The sequence below is a fragment of the Nostoc sp. DSM 114167 genome (genome assembly GCF_052692655.1).
In genome coordinates this window covers 1,084,226-1,099,683 of record NZ_CP195116.1, presented here as the reverse complement: position 1 = coordinate 1,099,683, position 15,458 = coordinate 1,084,226, and the positions used below count along the sequence as shown (strand labels likewise).

Annotated in this window: 16 protein-coding genes and 1 pseudogene; 8 read left to right on the top strand and 9 right to left on the bottom strand. The window is 40.4% G+C overall.

From position 1 onward, the window contains the following. Window positions 1-71: 71 nt before the first annotated feature. Window positions 72-545: a hypothetical protein gene (locus NSTC731_RS04540; protein ID WP_445629807.1), complete on the top strand. Its 474-nt coding sequence runs from the start codon at window positions 72-74 to the stop codon at window positions 543-545. Between the two features lie 51 nt (window positions 546-596). On the opposite strand, the gene NSTC731_RS04535 is transcribed toward NSTC731_RS04540, so the two are convergent. Then, window positions 597-1,022: a hypothetical protein gene (locus NSTC731_RS04535; protein WP_445629806.1), complete on the bottom strand. Its 426-nt coding sequence runs from the start codon at window positions 1,020-1,022 to the stop codon at window positions 597-599. A gap of 452 nt (window positions 1,023-1,474) precedes the next feature. On the opposite strand from NSTC731_RS04535, the gene NSTC731_RS04530 reads away from it, so the two are divergent. Then, window positions 1,475-2,125, top strand: a complete 651-nt coding sequence (locus tag NSTC731_RS04530) for a Uma2 family endonuclease (protein WP_445629805.1) — start codon at window positions 1,475-1,477, stop codon at window positions 2,123-2,125. A gap of 205 nt (window positions 2,126-2,330) precedes the next feature. After that, entirely contained in the window at window positions 2,331-3,869 is a 1,539-nt protein-coding gene (locus NSTC731_RS04525; protein WP_445632016.1) for an ArnT family glycosyltransferase, read from the top strand. A gap of 65 nt (window positions 3,870-3,934) precedes the next feature. Here NSTC731_RS04525 and NSTC731_RS04520 read toward each other — a convergent pair whose 3' ends face one another. After that, window positions 3,935-5,920: a DMT family transporter gene (locus NSTC731_RS04520; RefSeq protein ID WP_445629804.1), complete on the bottom strand. Its 1,986-nt coding sequence runs from the start codon at window positions 5,918-5,920 to the stop codon at window positions 3,935-3,937. A gap of 45 nt (window positions 5,921-5,965) precedes the next feature. Beyond that, window positions 5,966-7,273 carry a mannosyltransferase family protein gene (locus NSTC731_RS04515; protein ID WP_445629803.1) on the bottom strand — a complete coding sequence of 436 codons (1,308 nt, stop codon included), beginning with the start codon at window positions 7,271-7,273 and terminating at the stop codon, window positions 5,966-5,968. 294 nt (window positions 7,274-7,567) lie between these two features. On the opposite strand from NSTC731_RS04515, the gene NSTC731_RS04510 reads away from it, so the two are divergent. Further along, window positions 7,568-7,726 (top strand): hypothetical protein, encoded by a 159-nt coding sequence (locus tag NSTC731_RS04510; protein ID WP_445629802.1) that lies wholly within the window; start codon window positions 7,568-7,570, stop codon window positions 7,724-7,726. A 14-nt stretch (window positions 7,727-7,740) separates the two neighbouring features. Continuing rightward, window positions 7,741-8,937, top strand: coding sequence for a 1-deoxy-D-xylulose-5-phosphate reductoisomerase (locus NSTC731_RS04505; RefSeq protein WP_445629801.1), 1,197 nt, complete (start codon window positions 7,741-7,743; stop codon window positions 8,935-8,937). Window positions 8,938-9,134: 197 nt separating this feature from the next. Here the strand turns inward: NSTC731_RS04505 and NSTC731_RS04500 are convergent, their stop codons facing one another. The 3 genes and pseudogenes from NSTC731_RS04500 to NSTC731_RS04490 form a co-directional block, all read right to left on the bottom strand. Further along, on the bottom strand, window positions 9,135-9,398 hold the full coding sequence (locus NSTC731_RS04500) for a type II toxin-antitoxin system RelE family toxin (protein ID WP_445629800.1): 264 nt from the start codon (window positions 9,396-9,398) through the stop codon (window positions 9,135-9,137). Continuing rightward, on the bottom strand, window positions 9,399-9,608 hold the full coding sequence (locus NSTC731_RS04495) for a hypothetical protein (RefSeq protein WP_445629799.1): 210 nt from the start codon (window positions 9,606-9,608) through the stop codon (window positions 9,399-9,401). Between the two features lie 117 nt (window positions 9,609-9,725). After that, a pseudogene (locus tag NSTC731_RS04490) lies at window positions 9,726-9,933 on the bottom strand (type II toxin-antitoxin system RelE family toxin); the annotation flags it as partial. Between the two features lie 308 nt (window positions 9,934-10,241). Here NSTC731_RS04490 and NSTC731_RS04485 point away from each other — a divergent pair. Continuing rightward, window positions 10,242-10,505 carry a hypothetical protein gene (locus NSTC731_RS04485; protein WP_445629798.1) on the top strand — a complete coding sequence of 88 codons (264 nt, stop codon included), beginning with the start codon at window positions 10,242-10,244 and terminating at the stop codon, window positions 10,503-10,505. Continuing rightward, window positions 10,502-10,699, top strand: coding sequence for a hypothetical protein (locus NSTC731_RS04480; RefSeq protein ID WP_445629797.1), 198 nt, complete (start codon window positions 10,502-10,504; stop codon window positions 10,697-10,699). The genes NSTC731_RS04485 and NSTC731_RS04480 overlap by 4 nt, the downstream gene beginning before the upstream one ends. Window positions 10,700-10,740: 41 nt before the next feature. Here NSTC731_RS04480 and NSTC731_RS04475 read toward each other — a convergent pair whose 3' ends face one another. Further along, window positions 10,741-11,241, bottom strand: a complete 501-nt coding sequence (locus NSTC731_RS04475; RefSeq protein WP_322697481.1) for an acyl-CoA thioesterase — start codon at window positions 11,239-11,241, stop codon at window positions 10,741-10,743. A gap of 116 nt (window positions 11,242-11,357) precedes the next feature. Here NSTC731_RS04475 and NSTC731_RS04470 point away from each other — a divergent pair, with 116 nt between their 5' ends. Continuing rightward, window positions 11,358-13,427, top strand: a complete 2,070-nt coding sequence (locus NSTC731_RS04470) for a CHAT domain-containing protein (protein WP_445629796.1) — start codon at window positions 11,358-11,360, stop codon at window positions 13,425-13,427. 188 nt (window positions 13,428-13,615) lie between these two features. On the opposite strand, the gene NSTC731_RS04465 is transcribed toward NSTC731_RS04470, so the two are convergent. Beyond that, window positions 13,616-14,104, bottom strand: a complete 489-nt coding sequence (locus NSTC731_RS04465; RefSeq protein WP_445629795.1) for a hypothetical protein — start codon at window positions 14,102-14,104, stop codon at window positions 13,616-13,618. A gap of 919 nt (window positions 14,105-15,023) precedes the next feature. Continuing rightward, entirely contained in the window at window positions 15,024-15,368 is a 345-nt protein-coding gene (locus NSTC731_RS04460; protein WP_094350113.1) for a DUF1815 family protein, read from the bottom strand. Between the last annotated feature and the right edge of the window lie 90 nt (window positions 15,369-15,458).

Below are 15,458 nucleotides of genomic sequence, written 5' to 3'. Positions count from 1 at the left end.
TATGTGAATGGAAAGTTTAGTTGTATATGTGGGCACTCTAGACTTCAGAAACATACTGGAGAGTGATTTCTATGTCTACAACCCCAATTAGTGCAACATTGGCACAAACAGACAGAGATGCTGTGTTGCAAGCGATTAGCACCATTAAAGAAAAGCTACCATTTTTGGTTGATTTGAGTGCCGACGATCGCAAGACTTTACCCAAGATGGGCGATAAGAGTCGGGCGTTTGTCAGCAAAGCATTAGAGGTGGCGGCGCAGAATCCAGAGTTTTTACCGCGATCGTTTGACTTGGATGAAATGCGAAAGGATGTGCAATTATTTGAAGCGTTGTATCCGGTGTTGTTGTCGTTGACGCAGTTACAAGAGTTGGTAGATGATACATCTCTTGCAGTCGGTAGTGAAGCTTATGCAGCCGCGTTGCAGGTGTATAACTACGCTAAAGCCAGTGGACAAGGGGCGGGTTTAGATACAGTGGTTGCAGAAATGGGACAACGATTTGCTCGTAAACCTGGAAAATCCAAGTCTCAAAAAGCAGCGTTGTAGAAAATAGCTCAGTACTTGCACTTAAAAGATGCCACGTGTGAGCTTCAGAATTTAAATGTTGGAGTTAAAAGCACGACATTTCGAGTTCTGAGCTTTATTTTTTGAGTTCAAAGGCTCAACGTTCAAGCAAAAAGGTGCAACGTTCGAGCAAAAAGGTGCAACTTTCGAGTTCAAAGGTGCAACTTTCAAGCAAAAAGGTGCAACTTCCGAGTTCAAAGGTGCAACTTTCAAGCAAAAAGGTGCAACTTTTGAGTTCAAAGGCTCAACGTTCAAGCAAAAAGGTGCAACTTTCGAGTTCAAAGGTGCAACGTTCAAGCAAAAAGGTGCAACGTTCGAGTAAAAAGGTGCAACTTCCAAGTTCAAAGGTGCAACGTTCAAGCAAAAAGGTGCAACTTCCGAGTTCAGAGGCTCAACGTTCGAGTAAAAAGGTCGAACTTCCGAGTTGTGTAGGTTGGGTTGAGGAACGAAACCCAACATTTTCATAGCTTTGTTGGGTTGCGCTTTGCTTAACCCAACCTACAATTTTTCTTAACTGAACTGTATTGAGTTTAAAGGTTGAAAGTTGAGATTTTGAGAGCGATCGCAGACGCATAATATCTCAAAAGCTAGACTCGTCGCCAAACTTGGCAACCGCTTCAACCAGAGCAGATTCTCCAGATTGTGAGCAATAAGCCAAAAAATCAAAGTGCATTTATATTTGAGGCACTTTAAAAAGTTTTAGATCGGTAGTGGGTTGCTCCATTTGTGAAAGCAATTGAGGCTGCGGTGAAAGGAGAATAAACTAAGTTGAGTAAATAAAGCGATCGCCTTCTAACCCCCATCATCCAACCTCAGAACTCGAAGGTTGCACTTCAGAGGTTAAAGAGTCGAGCTAGGAGTTTAGAATTTAAGTTACAAGAGATATAGCTTACTGGCAGAAGGGTTAGACAATGAGTGAAACTCAGACCCAGTTACCGACAGATACATGGATTTGTGCTTCTTGGCAGGAGTATGAGCAGATAGTCGCTAACTTGCTCAACGAGAAGGCAAAGAGTTACTACTACAAAGGACACATGAGGCTGGAGATGCCACCAGTTAGTTTTGCTCATGGTAAAGACCATGTGATAATTATTTTTGCTGTAACTCTATTTACCGCACTTAAAGGAATATTGGCGACAGGTTTAGACACAACCACCTTTCGTAAAACTGGTATTCAGGATTGTCAGCCTGATGTGGCGTATTACCTTAGAGAACATACCCAAACTATCCCAGCAGGTACAGGAATCGTCAACCTAGATCGCTATCCTGCACCAGATTTAGTGATTGAAATTGCGAAAACATCTCTGCTGGATGACTTGGGTACAAAGCGATCGCTCTACGAAGAATTGGGTATTGCTGAATACTGGGTAGTGGATGTCCAAAATGCCGAAATTATAGCTTATGCGATCGCAGATCGAGGCAGTAAACGTATTCAAGAATCACAAGTATTGCCTGGATTGGTAATTGCAATTTTAGAAGAAGCCTTACGCCGAAGTCGTGAAATAAGTCAATCTAAAGTTTGCGCTTGGTTATTGAGCCAGTTTCAGCAAAAGGAGGGTTGAACTTTGGCAGTTTGGAGCATTGTTAATTACTCACAACTTCCATTAGATTTACGATTGGATTCCGAGTATTATCAGCCTGAGTATCTATTTTAGGAGAAGAAAATCTCAAATCTTCATCCAAGATACTTACAAAATTTAGCAATGATTTCTGATGGAAATCATCTAACGATTAGTGAGGTTTGAGATGATTATCCCGATTTTAAATATGCGTCTATTCCGAGAAAAAGAATGGTTATTTAGCTTACTGATAATATCTCTATTTCTATGGCTGATATTTTTGGGAAACTCCGCTTTAAGAGATTGGGATGAAGGTACTGTGGCACAGGTTGCCCGTGAAATTTGGCGTGCCCCGCTTGGTTCAATGCATTGGCTTTACCCCACACTGGGAGGACAACCTTATCATAATAAGCCACCCCTGATGCACTTGTTAATTGCTTGGACTTACTCGATCGCAGGCGTGAATGAGTGGACAACGCGTCTACCGGGTGCAGTGTTAACTGCCTTGGGCGTGCCTTTGCTTTACTTGGTGGGATGTTTGCTTTTTAATCAAATACCAGCTCTGTTTAGCGCTTTAGTTTACCTGACGATGTTGCCTGTAGTGCGTCACGGAAGGCTAGCAATGCTAGATGGTACAATTATCACCTTTTTCTTGCTGCTGTTGTTTTGTTTGCTAAAAGCACGACAGAATCGCCGATATGCTCTCGGTGTGGGATTTTGTCTGGGGTTAATCGCTCTCACCAAAGGGATGATAGTTTTACCGCTAGGAGCGATCGCTTTTTTATTCCTGATTGCAGATCGGCAGTTTGCTTTGTTAACAAGTCCCTATTTATTAGTGGGAATATTTTTTGGAAATGCACCTGCGATCGCTTGGTTTGTCGCTCAATGGCAACATTATGGCGAAACTTTCTTTCAAGTGAACTTTCAAACACAAACTTTTGATCGCCTGACACAATCTGTTGAAGGTCATAGCGGGCCACTTTGGTATTATTTAATTGAGTTAATTAAGTATAGTTTTCCTTGGCTACTATTTTTACCAGGAGGTTTTTATCTAGCTTGGAAAAAACGTCATACTACCTGGGGTCGCTTAATTCTTATTGGCATAATTATTTACTTAGGAGCCATCTCTTTAATGAGAACTAAGCTGCCTTGGTATGTTATGCCTGTGTATCCATTTTTAGCTTTGGCAATTGGTGCTAAACTTAGCGAAATTTGGCAGTACGGTCATTTTAAGGTGCGAAGTTTGACAATATTTATAGCTATTATTGCTATTGCTGGTTTAGGAGGTTTTGTTTACTTTATTGTTGCAAAGAAAGAGCCTAGTTTAATAGTTATGAGCATTGTTTTGGCAATAACTATGAGCATTGCAGCATGGCTAATTAGACAACGCGATCGCAACTTTATTCCAGTGCTATTTTCTGGGATGTACTTAGTTTTAGCACTGTTAATGAGTTCGCAATCATGGATCTGGGAATTAAAGGAAGCTTTTCCGGTTAAACCAGTAGCAGAATTAATTCGGGCAAATGTTTCAACAGGAACACAAATTTATACTTCTTTTGCTTATGGGCGTCCCAGTTTAGACTTTTACTGCGATTGTAAGGTAACTCCTGCAACTGTTCCAACTTTACAACAAATGTTATCTAATAAATCTTATTTGCTGTTAGACAATGGAGCTTTGCAGCAAATCAATTTAACTGGTAGTAAAATTATCGGTTCGGCTCAAGGATTTACACTGATTTCACCATAATTTATGAATGAATTTATCCTTTAGAGACATATTCTCTAAAATTGAACTTTGGATAAACAGCGCTGCTACGATCCTTCGTTTGTTACTTGAACGATGGATTGACTAGATTGAGCTAGATAGATACCCATTAAAACTACGGCAAAAGTCGCCCAGTCAAACAAACCTACTTGTTCTGCAAAAATAAACCAAGCAAAAATGGAAGCTAGAACTGGTTCTAAAAGAAGCGTGACGGCGACAACGCCTGAAGAGATTCTGCTAAGGCTATAAGCTAAAAGTCCCTGACCCAACACTTGGCAGAAGAGAGCTTGAAAAATTATGAAAAACCAACCCATCCAGGAATAAGGCAATAGTCTATCTTCGAGGAATGGGAGGACTGGTAATAGAAACATTGTTGTCACTCCACATCGCCACAGCATGATAGTTGCAGTGCTAAATCTGGTTCGGAGTCTTTCTATCAGCAGCATACACGTAGCCATGAAAACCGCAGTTAGCAATGCTAATGCATCACCTAATATTTGATCGGTTGCAAATTGTACCTTATTGAGTTCAAATGCGATCGCTCCACCCAAAGCGACGACCAGACCAATCACGAATCTATTGTCGAAACGCCGACCGAATAATAAATACCCAGCCAAAGCAACAAATAAAGAGTTCAAATTAGACAGTAAAGCCACGTTGGCAACACTAGTTTGACTCAGCGACCAAGCCCATAATAGAAGATAGGTTCCAGCAGAGGTTCCCATTGCCAACAATAGCCACACTTCTTGAGTTGTAAAAGGCTTCTGTTCTATAGATTGGTTATCAAGTAAGACAGGAGTAATGCTGCCCTCTGCCCCCTGCCTCCTGCCTCCTTCAATAGACTGCTGGTAGCGGAAAGCCTCAAGTCCATTCCACAAACCAAAGACAACTGTTGCAATCCAACTGCGATGAAATACTACAGCATTTGCACCAATTTCTTGTTGACACAATTTAGTCAAAGATGGTGCTAAGGATATGGGAATTAAGGCAAACAATAATGAGACAGTTCCCAATAAAGCCGGTGTTTCGGAGAATTGTTGCTTTAGTAATGACAGTTTAATCGTCATACTTTTAACGAAAATGTTAACTATATTGTTGACTGATTCCTGGAACGGGTAATTAATAGCAGCTTGGCTAGATATGGCTAAGTATAAACCCATTAAAACTACAGCGAAACCTATCCAATTCGAGAAAGTTAATTTTTCTGAAAAAATTACCAGAGCGAAAATGCCGCTAAATACTGGCTCTAACAGATGCACCAAGGAGACAACCACAGAGGAAAACTTGGCAAGGCTATAGGTTAAAAGCCCATGACCTAAAACTTGGCAAACCAGCGCCAAGCAAATTATCCACACCCACCCACTGACTGTAGAGGGGAAAAGCCGATCTTGAGTGAACAAAAGTATGGGGAAAATAGCTAGAGCGGCGATCGCACAGATCCACAATTGAATTGTAGCTGGAGAAAATTTAGTTCGTAATTTTTCTACGATCAGCAGGTATGCACTCAATAAAACCGCCGAAACGATCGCAGCCAAGCTGCCTTGAACCTCATCTGTAGCAATTTGCAACTCCTCAAATTCAATAGCGATCGCTCCCCCAAGGGCGATGAACATGCCAATCAGGAATTGCTTCTCAAAATCCTTACGAAATAGCAGCCACACCCCTAAACTAGTAAATATGGGAGCGAGATTATGCAACACACTAGAAATCGCAACACTAGTTTGAGTCAGCGACCAAGCTAACAAAACTAAAGTGGCAGCCCAAAGAATACCAGCACCTAGTAATAGCAACATATCCTGACTGGTGTAAGACTGCTGTTCTACAGGTTTGTCTGCGGAAAATCGTTGCCGTATTGCTTTGTATCCATGCCAGATCGAGAAGGCCACACTAGCAAGCCAAAAACGATTAAATACAGTTGCACTAGGGCTGAGTTCAATTTCGCTCAATTTCATAAAAATAGAGCCAAAAGATATGGCACCTACACCTAGAAATAATGAAGCGATCGCTATCTTCGTTTGATTGAATACATTCATTAGGAAATTTCAATTCAATTTCTTCGCAATAATGGATCGAACCCTTTAACCAACCCAATGCTCTTGGGCAAATCCTACAGCTATTTTGGCTAGTAATGTCACAAAAGCGCCTAATATTAAATATCCTTGACGAGGATAGTGAGATAGCAGCACACCAATGGCTATATTCAGAGGCACAATACCGTAGGCGAGACGGCTCAAAGAGATAGTACCTCCAGAGGCTAGCAGCAAACCAATACCACAAAAGCCATAAATAACTGTAACTGGGGTCAGTTGCGTGTGGAAGCGCCACAACACATAGCCACCACCCAAGACCATGAACAAGTTGAGGAAGTTATCGATCCACTGTTCGCTTGCCAGAATCAACAAAAATAAGACTAAAGCATAAAAGCTATAAAATAATTTTACAGAACCAAAACGTTGACGGAAATGCCATAAAAGATAGCCACTGACAACAATCGCCCCCAATAACAGGAGATACCAGGGGTCTTGAATCCCGCCAGAGGAGTTTTGCACCCAGCCAAATTGCCAATTTTTACTACCGACGGCAATTTGCATGAACATATTTAACCAACCCTGCCAATCAAATCCGAGAGTTGGTCGCCATCCTCGCTGTGCTTCGATAAAAGCTAAAGGGTCGCCAAAATAAATCGCACAATACAAACTGAATAGAAGTATGCCAATAGCTGTAGTCAAAGCGGCTATATAGGCAATAGGTGGTCGGCGTTCTTTCCAGGCTGCGATCGCCAATGCTGGAATTAGTGCCATACCTGTAGGACGTGTTGCTGTCGCCATCGCGCCCCAAAAAGCAGTCCAGGCATACTGCTTTCGATCGAACGCCTGCAATGTCGCCGTACTCAAAAACAAATACAGCCCCTCTGTGTAAATCACTCCCGTAAACATCGAAGCTGGATACAAAGAAAGCACAGCAGTTACCCAGTGTGCTGCATTGATGCCATAACAATCCTTGACCCAAAAGTACAAACAGTAAAGTGCTGCACAAAATGCCAAGTTGTTGATTAATGTGCCTGCCAATTCAAACGGTAAGCCCAACTCCATCAAAATCCAGATGCTTAAGGGAAACAGGGGAAAGAAGGCCAGATTATGTTGCTTACCGTCATTCACAAATTCATAACCAGAAGTTGCGATCGCTCGATAATGGATACTATCCCAAGCATCAAAAACCCCCCAGCCAAAACGGGGCAAAAATTCCTCTGCTGGTAATGATAGTTTTGGCGCAACCAGCAACATAGCTGTCCAGATAAATATTCGACTGGCAAGCCATATTGCTGCTGGAAACAGGAAATCATTTTTCCATAAAATTTTTTTTATAACTATCTGAGCTTTGACCATAGGGTTGAGTGCTTCAACAAACTCCTTTATGCATCTTTCTACCTATGGCTGCAATCCAGCAATTTATCAGTAAGATTTTGCATATTAAATCCTCCACCAACATAATTAAGAAACTAGACAGATGAGTAATTAATTGAAATTACTTCCTATTTGGTTACTTTTGCCAATTCTCTCGGAATTTATCTTTTAAAATATAGTATTTATAAATACAAATTTTGTCTAGTTATATGAAAATTAAACCTTGTCTGCTTTGAGATCGTAGCAGGATTTCCGCCGTGCTAGCAGTCTATCGAGTTGAAATTAACGGATTGGGATTGGCACAAACAGGTACGCGAACAAGAAGACACGGGGATATTTTCTTTCTTTGCGTCTCTCCTCCTCGTTAGTGTATCGATTATGGCGATCGCTGTGATTAAAGAGTCCCCAGCAATTTATAGTGAGAGTTGTCTGTAAATCCTTAAGCAATTGTGAAAGCGATTACTCTCGTTGGTTCCACTGGTTCTATTGGTACTCAGACTTTAGATATTGTCACTCAGTACCCAGATCGATTTCGGATTGTGGGATTGGCAGCTGGGAACAATGTAGAGATGTTGGCTGCTCAAATTCGGCAGTTTCAGCCGGAAATAGCAGCCATTTGCTCAGAAGATAAATTACCAGCGCTCAAAGAAGCAATCATTGACCTCAATCCCCAACCGATTCTACTGGCTGGTGAGGCCGGAGTGATAGAAGTTGCCCGTTACGGCGATGCCCAAACCGTTGTCACTGGGATCGTTGGTTGTGCTGGTTTGCTACCGACGGTCGCAGCGATTGAAGCTGGTAAAGATATTGCCTTAGCAAACAAAGAAACTCTGATTGCTGGCGGTCCTGTGGTTCTACCCCTAGTCGAAAAACATGGTGTAAAATTACTCCCTGCTGATTCCGAACATTCCGCAATCTTTCAATGCCTCCAAGGTGTTCCCAAAGATGGCTTACGGAAAATTTTGCTGACTGCATCTGGTGGGGCTTTCCGCGACTGGGATGTAGAAAAGTTAGCAGATGTAACCGTTGCTGATGCCTTGAAGCATCCTAATTGGTCGATGGGACGGAAAATCACAGTAGACTCTGCTACTTTAATGAATAAAGGACTGGAAGTAATTGAGGCTCACTTCCTGTTTGGCTTGGATTATGACAATATCGAAATTGTCATTCATCCCCAGAGCATTATTCACTCACTGATTGAATTGCAAGATACTTCAGTTTTAGCCCAACTCGGCTGGCCAGATATGCGCTTACCCTTGCTGTATGCTTTATCTTGGCCCGATCGCATTTACACCAACTGGGAACGACTAGATTTGGTGAAAGCTGGAAATTTAACCTTCCGCGAACCAGATCATCAAAAGTATCCTTGTATGCAGTTGGCTTATGCTGTGGGTAAAGCTGGCGGTTCCATGCCAGCAGTGTTAAATGCCGCTAACGAACAAGCTGTAGCTTTATTTTTAGAAGAAAAAATTCGGTTTTTAGATATTCCTCGGTGTATCGAATGGGTGTGCGATCGCCATCAAAATAATAACCGTGTTAATCCCTCTTTAGATGACATTTTGGCAGCAGATCAATGGGCAAGACAAGAAGTTTTAATAGCAAGTGAAACGTTAGAAACTCAGTCGCGGATCATCTCTCTGCGATAAAAGCCTTTAATCAAATACCTAAAAGGCAGATTTTCTGGTTGGTTCTTGACCAATTCTTGTTTAGCCTTCAGCTTAATACTGAAGGCTAACGGTTATTCCTACAAATTACAGCATCCAGTATGCATCTACTATTGAATGTCAAAATCCGCTGATATTAGTACAAAAAAATAATTAGCCTTTAAAGCTCTAAACTGTCATTAAGGAAAATATCTGTAAATATCCTTTCTTTGCAATGCTCGAACAAAAACAATAGCATCATCAGAGATTGTTAATCCAATTCTGTAGTCTCCAATTCTAATACGATAATAATCTCCATCAGCTTTAAGTTTTTTGATATTGTTAACTTCTCCTAGATTTTCTGCCTTTTCCACTTCTTCAATTACGGCTTGTATTCTTTGCAGCAAAGTTTCATCTCTGATTTTACTCACATCTTTTTCAAAGCTCTTTTTGAACTCACACATTCATCCTTTATTTCCCAAAATCTTAAAAATCGCCTCCCTGCTGACTGTTTCTGTATCCTCACTTTCTTTAATAGCTTTTTCTAAAGCTATATCTTCAATAATTTCTGCTAACAAATCAGCAAATACTTCTTTCTGTTCTTGGATAACTTCGGTGAGTGCGGTTTTAAATAGTTGCTTAATTTTTTCTTCGTCAAGGTTAAGTTCTGTCATATAAATTCCTTAAGCTTTGGATTGATACTAGCATGGCGATCGCCCTTCAATACCATAAACCTCAATAAATGCGTAGACACACAGCGGCTTGTCGTCTGACATCGCCCCTATAAATCTCTAACCCAGCAAACGTTTGAGTTGCTTATAAACTTTATCGTCGTTACGTTTACCTACTAAAATCACTTCAACCAAATCTGCATCTATATCAAAGCGGTAAACAATACGATATTCTCTCTTATTCTACGCGATAGTATCCTGGATAACCAGTTAATTCTTTATAATCTGCGGGTAAGGGGTCAACATTCAGTGACATTGCTTTATTTGCCCTTCATCCCATCAACAATAAATGCATAGACGCATAGTGGCTTGTCGTCAAACATCGCACTTCATCTCATCAACAATAAATGCGATCGCAGTCCCTCCCAAAGTACTAAAATGCGATCGCACTTTCACAACATCACAAATGCGTAGCGTGGCTATTTACTTTCAGGGCAAATTTCTTTTCACCAATCGGGACGGGAAGCGAGGTATTCTTTTAAATGGTTGCAACCTCGCGTTAGTATACAACAGCCTTTTCAGTCTCAGGATGTTTTCAAAAATCAAATCGGAGTCCTAATCTAACTATTGTATCTTGTGATTATTGATACAAAAATTTTAAAAAGTCTTTCCAGTAATTTTGCCAAATTGCCAAATAAGTTGCCTTTTACCCGAATAATTGGATCATTTTCAGCTAATATGGCATTGGCACAGCTAGACAAAAATCTTAGCTTTAGTATCTATTCCAAATTAGGTTTAATAGCTTTAGCAATAGTAATTTTGACTTCAGATAAAAATTTAGCCTTTCTAAATAAAGATATTCTCAGACTAGGGCAATTATTTAGGAATGAATATATATGATTATTACGTTGATTATAGCTTGGATAGTTTTCATAATATTATGGAAATTGCTGAAAGCAACCGTGAACACTGCATTAACTCTTGCGGCAATCCTTGTTTTATTAAATATTAGTTTTGGCATTACACCCCAAGATATTTGGCATTACGCAACACACTTTGCTCAAAATCTGTCACAGATCCAAATCGGCAAGTAAAAAATGAATTATGAATGCAAAATTTAGAATTAATTTTTTGGTCAATTGTTATTTAATGCTGAAATCTTGGCTAATGCATCTTTAAAACTCGGCGGTAACTGACGCATAATCTTCCCTCTTTCGCGATCTAAAGCGACTAAAGTCACCTTAGCTGTGACGTACAATTGTTGTCCATCAGTTGAGATAATGGCGTAATCCCAATTGATTCGCACACCAGTCACCTCAGCCATGCGGGTTTTTACCAGCACTGCCATACCCAATTGAATTGAACGGTGATAGCGCACCGACAGTTCTACAACTGGTAAATCGCAGCCTATAGCAACTAAATCAGCAAATTCAATCCCTATAGATCGCAAGCATTCAATCCGCGCTTCTTCCATCCAAGCTATATAGGAACCGTGCCAGACAAGACCGGCATAGTCAGTGTGGTGGGGTTGGACTCTGACAGGATATTCAAACCAATTCCCAAACTCATGACTGGATGGATTGTCAAGAGCGCTGGTTGGTGGTAGTTTTGGTCGGCTGGGTTTTTCTTCTGACATCTTCAAATTTCTCAGTGTTTATAAATTTTCCAAATTATTGAATAGCATAAAAATTAATTGCGTTGCCGGACTTATTGATTTAATATTTACCTTCCGAGCATAGGGAGTGTTTTGTGATGCAGCCTAATCTCCGGCATGTGAGTGTTGTTACTTTATCTCTACTTAGCTTACTAGGTTTTGGGATGGTATATCCAGACCATAACCAGGTAAATACAAATGCAAGGTTGAGGTACGAATCTGGAGAAAAAGCTCAAGCTTTACCCAAGAATAATCAACTCTCAGAAATTGCAAGGCTCAATGAAGAAGCTATCAAAGAATCTCGTCAAGGTCAATCAAAAGAAGCGTTGCAGAAATTACAGAAAGCATTAACCATCAGTAGAGACCTTGGAGAGCGCTCTTGGGAAGCGGTAACATTTAACAATATTGGCAGAATCTACCAAAGTCAAAAAAAGTATCCTGAAGCACTTCAATCCTATCAGCAAGCCTTATTGATTAACAAAGAACTTGGGGATCTGGTTCGACTTGGCAAAACCTACAGTAACATAGGTTACTTATTCGATATCCAAAACCAACCAGAGTTAGCAATTTTTTTCTACAAGCATTGTTTGATTAATCGTGAGAAAGCTCGCTTGAATCCATCAGCATTGAGTGCGCCGCAACCAGATGCTTACAACATAACTGTTAGCCAGACATATCGCATTTTGGGCGAACGATTGCTCAAACAAGAACGTGTTGCTGAAGCACAAAGGACAATGGATTTACTCAAAGTTGAAGAACTAGAGGAATATCTCCAGAATGTGCCAGGTAATCAACGTACTGTCAAAGGTATTAATATAGCGGCAACAGAAAAACCAATTAAACAAAAGCTGGATCAAAGTGTGGATAATGCTGTTGTACTGGGTAAAGAATTAACAATACTACGCAAAATTGCCCCCGAACAGCGATCGCTCAAACAGAAACAACGTATCGAGCAACTAGTCTTAAATCAACAGCAACTTCTAGATGGATTTAACGAATTTATCAATAGTCCTTCAGTGAAAGCACAGGTAGAGCAAATTAGCCGTACAGCTAGGCGGCAAAATTTGGATTTGGAAAGTCTTAACGAACTTCGAGATAATTTGGCGCGATTACCGCAAAAATCGGCATTACTCTACCCACTGATTTTAAAAGATAGTTTGGAATTGGTATTGGTAACTCCTGAATCCCCACCAATCCATCGCACCGTTGCTGTAAAGCGCGAAAACTTCTATCAAACAATTGATGCTTTCCGTCAAGCTTTAATCAATCCCAGTCGAAATATCAAAGCACCTGCACGCCAATTATATGACTGGCTAATTAAACCGATAGAGAAAGACTTGAAGGTATCAGGTACGCAAACTCTGATTTACGCTCCAGACGATCGCTTACGCTACATTCCTTTAACTGCTTTATATGATGGTAAACAATGGTTAGTGCAGCGCTTCAATGTGAATCATATTACATCCGCTAGCCTGACTAACTTAAACACCCCAAAACAATCTACTTTGCGGGTTTTAGCGGGTGCTTTTACTAAAGGTAATTATCAAATCAAAGTTGGGAATCGACAGGTTGCTTTCGCTGGCTTACCCTTTGCAGTGCGGGAGGTGGAAAGTCTAGCAGCAGCGGTTCCTGAAACTACGAAGCTTTTAGACGATGCCTTTACTCCTAAAGTCGCTGTACCCCAAATGGATGATTATACAATTGTCCATTTAGCGACTCATGCAGCCTTTGTGGTTGGTAAACCAGAAGATTCGTTTATTTTATTCGGGAATGGCGATCGCGTTAATTTTAGAAATGTCGCCACTTGGTCACTCCCGAATGTAGATTTGGTAGTGTTGAGCGCCTGTGAAACCGGCTTGGGAGGCAAGTTAGGTAATGGTGAAGAAATTTTGGGCTTTGGCTATCAGATGCAACAAACTGGCGCTAGAGCCGCGATCGCCTCTTTGTGGTCTGTAGATGATGGTGGTACACAAGCAATCATGAGTGCTTTTTATCATATTCTCTCTTCTGAGAAGTTGACTAAAACTGAAGCTCTACGACAAGCTCAAATCTCATTAATTACTGGAAACTGGAAGGCGAGAAATGAGAATACATCTGCAACGCCAATTAGTAATTTTAGTCATCCCTACTACTGGGCACCGTTTATTTTGATTGGCAATGGACTTTAATTTTGGATTTGAAATTTTGGGTTATGGCAATCCTATTTCAGTTGTGAAAAATATCCGTTATCGGTATTGACTGTTAACCTTTGACAGTCAACAGTCAACAAAGTTTATATGATAATATTTTACAAATTATTTAGAATCGACACATTCAGCATGTCTTTAGTTAGAAATAACAATTCAATGCCCAGTAGCTACGGCTGCTCTACAATCTTTGTCCAACCAGTAGAAAAAGTTCCCGTAGAGCTGTTTAATTGTGTGAAATTACCAAAGCGATCGAAAACACCAAAAGCAGTTACACCATTGCTAGCGTTGTAGAAGAAGACGCCCCTTGGTGTATTAACTATTTGTGACCAACCAGTAGAAAAAGTTCCCGCAGCATAGCCCTTTAATTGTGTGAAATTGCCAAAGCGATCGAAAACACCAACAGCACCCGCACCATTGCTAGCGTTGTAGAAGAAGACGCCCTGCGGTGTATTGACTATTTGTGACCAACCAGTAGAAAAAGTTCCCGCAGCATAGCCCTTTAATTGTGTGAAATTGCCAAAGCGATCGAAAACACCAACAGCACCCGCACCATTGCTAGTGTTGTAGAAAAGCTCATCAGCTAGAACTGATGACATAGGTGTAAGAGTTGCAAAAGTAGCAAGAACACCAAATCCTATTTTCCAATTTGTTTTCATCAGCTTCCAGTCCTTCTTCATCTGATTAGAATCGAATTTTTAGCTTGAGTTTTAGAATTAGAAATCATGCCCTAAGTGTCCAAGCGCCGCACCAAATTCAGGGTTCGATGCGTTAGACTGAAGTCGTAACGCACTTTACAAATACTTAATTTTATTCAAAAATCAAATTCGGATTTTTATAGTTAAATTTTTTCAGTAATTAAACCACGATTCGCCAAATCTCAGCAATTCTTAACATAAAAATTGACTTATTAGCCCTTTTTTATTACTCTCATTAAAGAAAAATTATAACCTTTTATTTTTATAGGTTTTGAAGAATCTAAATGTAGCGACTGTCTTGATTTTCAAGACAGTCGCTACAAATATTTTTATTTTTTTAGAGTAATAAAAGAGCGTTAGACACTCGTATACTTTTAGATAATGCCCTAACGAAAACTGCGATCGCGTTTTGATAAGATTTTCCCACATGAGGAGCGATCGCTTTTCATGTTGCAGAATTGAGCAGCTATATACGCCACCTCTGGCGGAAGAATAAAAGGATATAAGTCCGATGATTTATGGAAAAATTAGAAATAATTGTGCTGCGATGCGTAAGTACAAAGCACAAAGAGTCCTTGTTTCAAGCCCCATTATTTATGGGGATTTTATGAGGTGAATGAGAGAATTTTGAATTCCCCGTTCGCGTAGCGTCTTTACAGGAGAAGGGGTTGAGTGTGGTGCGTTTTAACACCTGATAACTCAAGGTTAACAATTTGGCTTGTGAAATTTTGGTAGATACAAAAAAGGATGCGATAGGCTAATAAAGTGCCAATCACTTAATGGTAACGGAGAATCAGTAATGAGCGATCGCTAACTAAGCCACTTTTACCGATTAACAGTTACCTAATCAATTTCTAATTTGCTATCGACCTCTGAAATCTTAATACTTCTTGGCAAGAGTTTTAGAGCCTGTATCACTTTGCATAGATTGCTTGACAAGATCGGCCAATTCATCTAGTTGGCTAATTGCCTCTGCACCCTCTAGCTTCATTAATTCGCGGTCATCCCGCATTTCCGTCCAAGTAATGCCGTAATCGGACACTAAAAACCGAATCAGATGGTTATCGCCCAAGCTAACCATAAATGATGCACTATTCATTTGATCGCCACAGGTATAGCAAGATGCAGGATACCCACGCCGCTCTAATACAATCGCCAAGGCTTGCAGGTTCATTACTAAGTCTTGGACGAATTGTCGATGTTGATGTGCTAGTCTCAGAAACACTTTTGTCCTCCAGACACCACAGTAATTTGAGTTTCTTTTATATTTTCTTTAGATTTTCTCACCCATTGGTATTGTAAACTATTCATTACA

Bases quoted from the DNA above. Each gene is read 5' to 3' on its own strand.
- NSTC731_RS04480 (WP_445629797.1), top strand. From the start codon at position 10,502: ATGATTATTACGTTGATTATAGCTTGGATAGTTTTCATAATATTATGG.
- NSTC731_RS04500 (WP_445629800.1), bottom strand. From the start codon at position 9,398: ATGTGTGAGTTCAAAAAGAGCTTTGAAAAAGATGTGAGTAAAATCAGA.
- NSTC731_RS04495 (WP_445629799.1), bottom strand. From the start codon at position 9,608: ATGACAGAACTTAACCTTGACGAAGAAAAAATTAAGCAACTATTTAAA.
- NSTC731_RS04540 (WP_445629807.1), top strand. From the start codon at position 72: ATGTCTACAACCCCAATTAGTGCAACATTGGCACAAACAGACAGAGAT.
- NSTC731_RS04470 (WP_445629796.1), top strand. From the start codon at position 11,358: ATGCAGCCTAATCTCCGGCATGTGAGTGTTGTTACTTTATCTCTACTT.
- NSTC731_RS04465 (WP_445629795.1), bottom strand. From the start codon at position 14,104: ATGAAAACAAATTGGAAAATAGGATTTGGTGTTCTTGCTACTTTTGCA.
- NSTC731_RS04530 (WP_445629805.1), top strand. From the start codon at position 1,475: ATGAGTGAAACTCAGACCCAGTTACCGACAGATACATGGATTTGTGCT.
- NSTC731_RS04475 (WP_322697481.1), bottom strand. From the start codon at position 11,241: ATGTCAGAAGAAAAACCCAGCCGACCAAAACTACCACCAACCAGCGCT.
- NSTC731_RS04535 (WP_445629806.1), bottom strand. From the start codon at position 1,022: ATGTTGGGTTTCGTTCCTCAACCCAACCTACACAACTCGGAAGTTCGA.
- NSTC731_RS04520 (WP_445629804.1), bottom strand. From the start codon at position 5,920: ATGAATGTATTCAATCAAACGAAGATAGCGATCGCTTCATTATTTCTA.
- NSTC731_RS04515 (WP_445629803.1), bottom strand. From the start codon at position 7,273: ATGGTCAAAGCTCAGATAGTTATAAAAAAAATTTTATGGAAAAATGAT.
- NSTC731_RS04525 (WP_445632016.1), top strand. From the start codon at position 2,331: ATGCGTCTATTCCGAGAAAAAGAATGGTTATTTAGCTTACTGATAATA.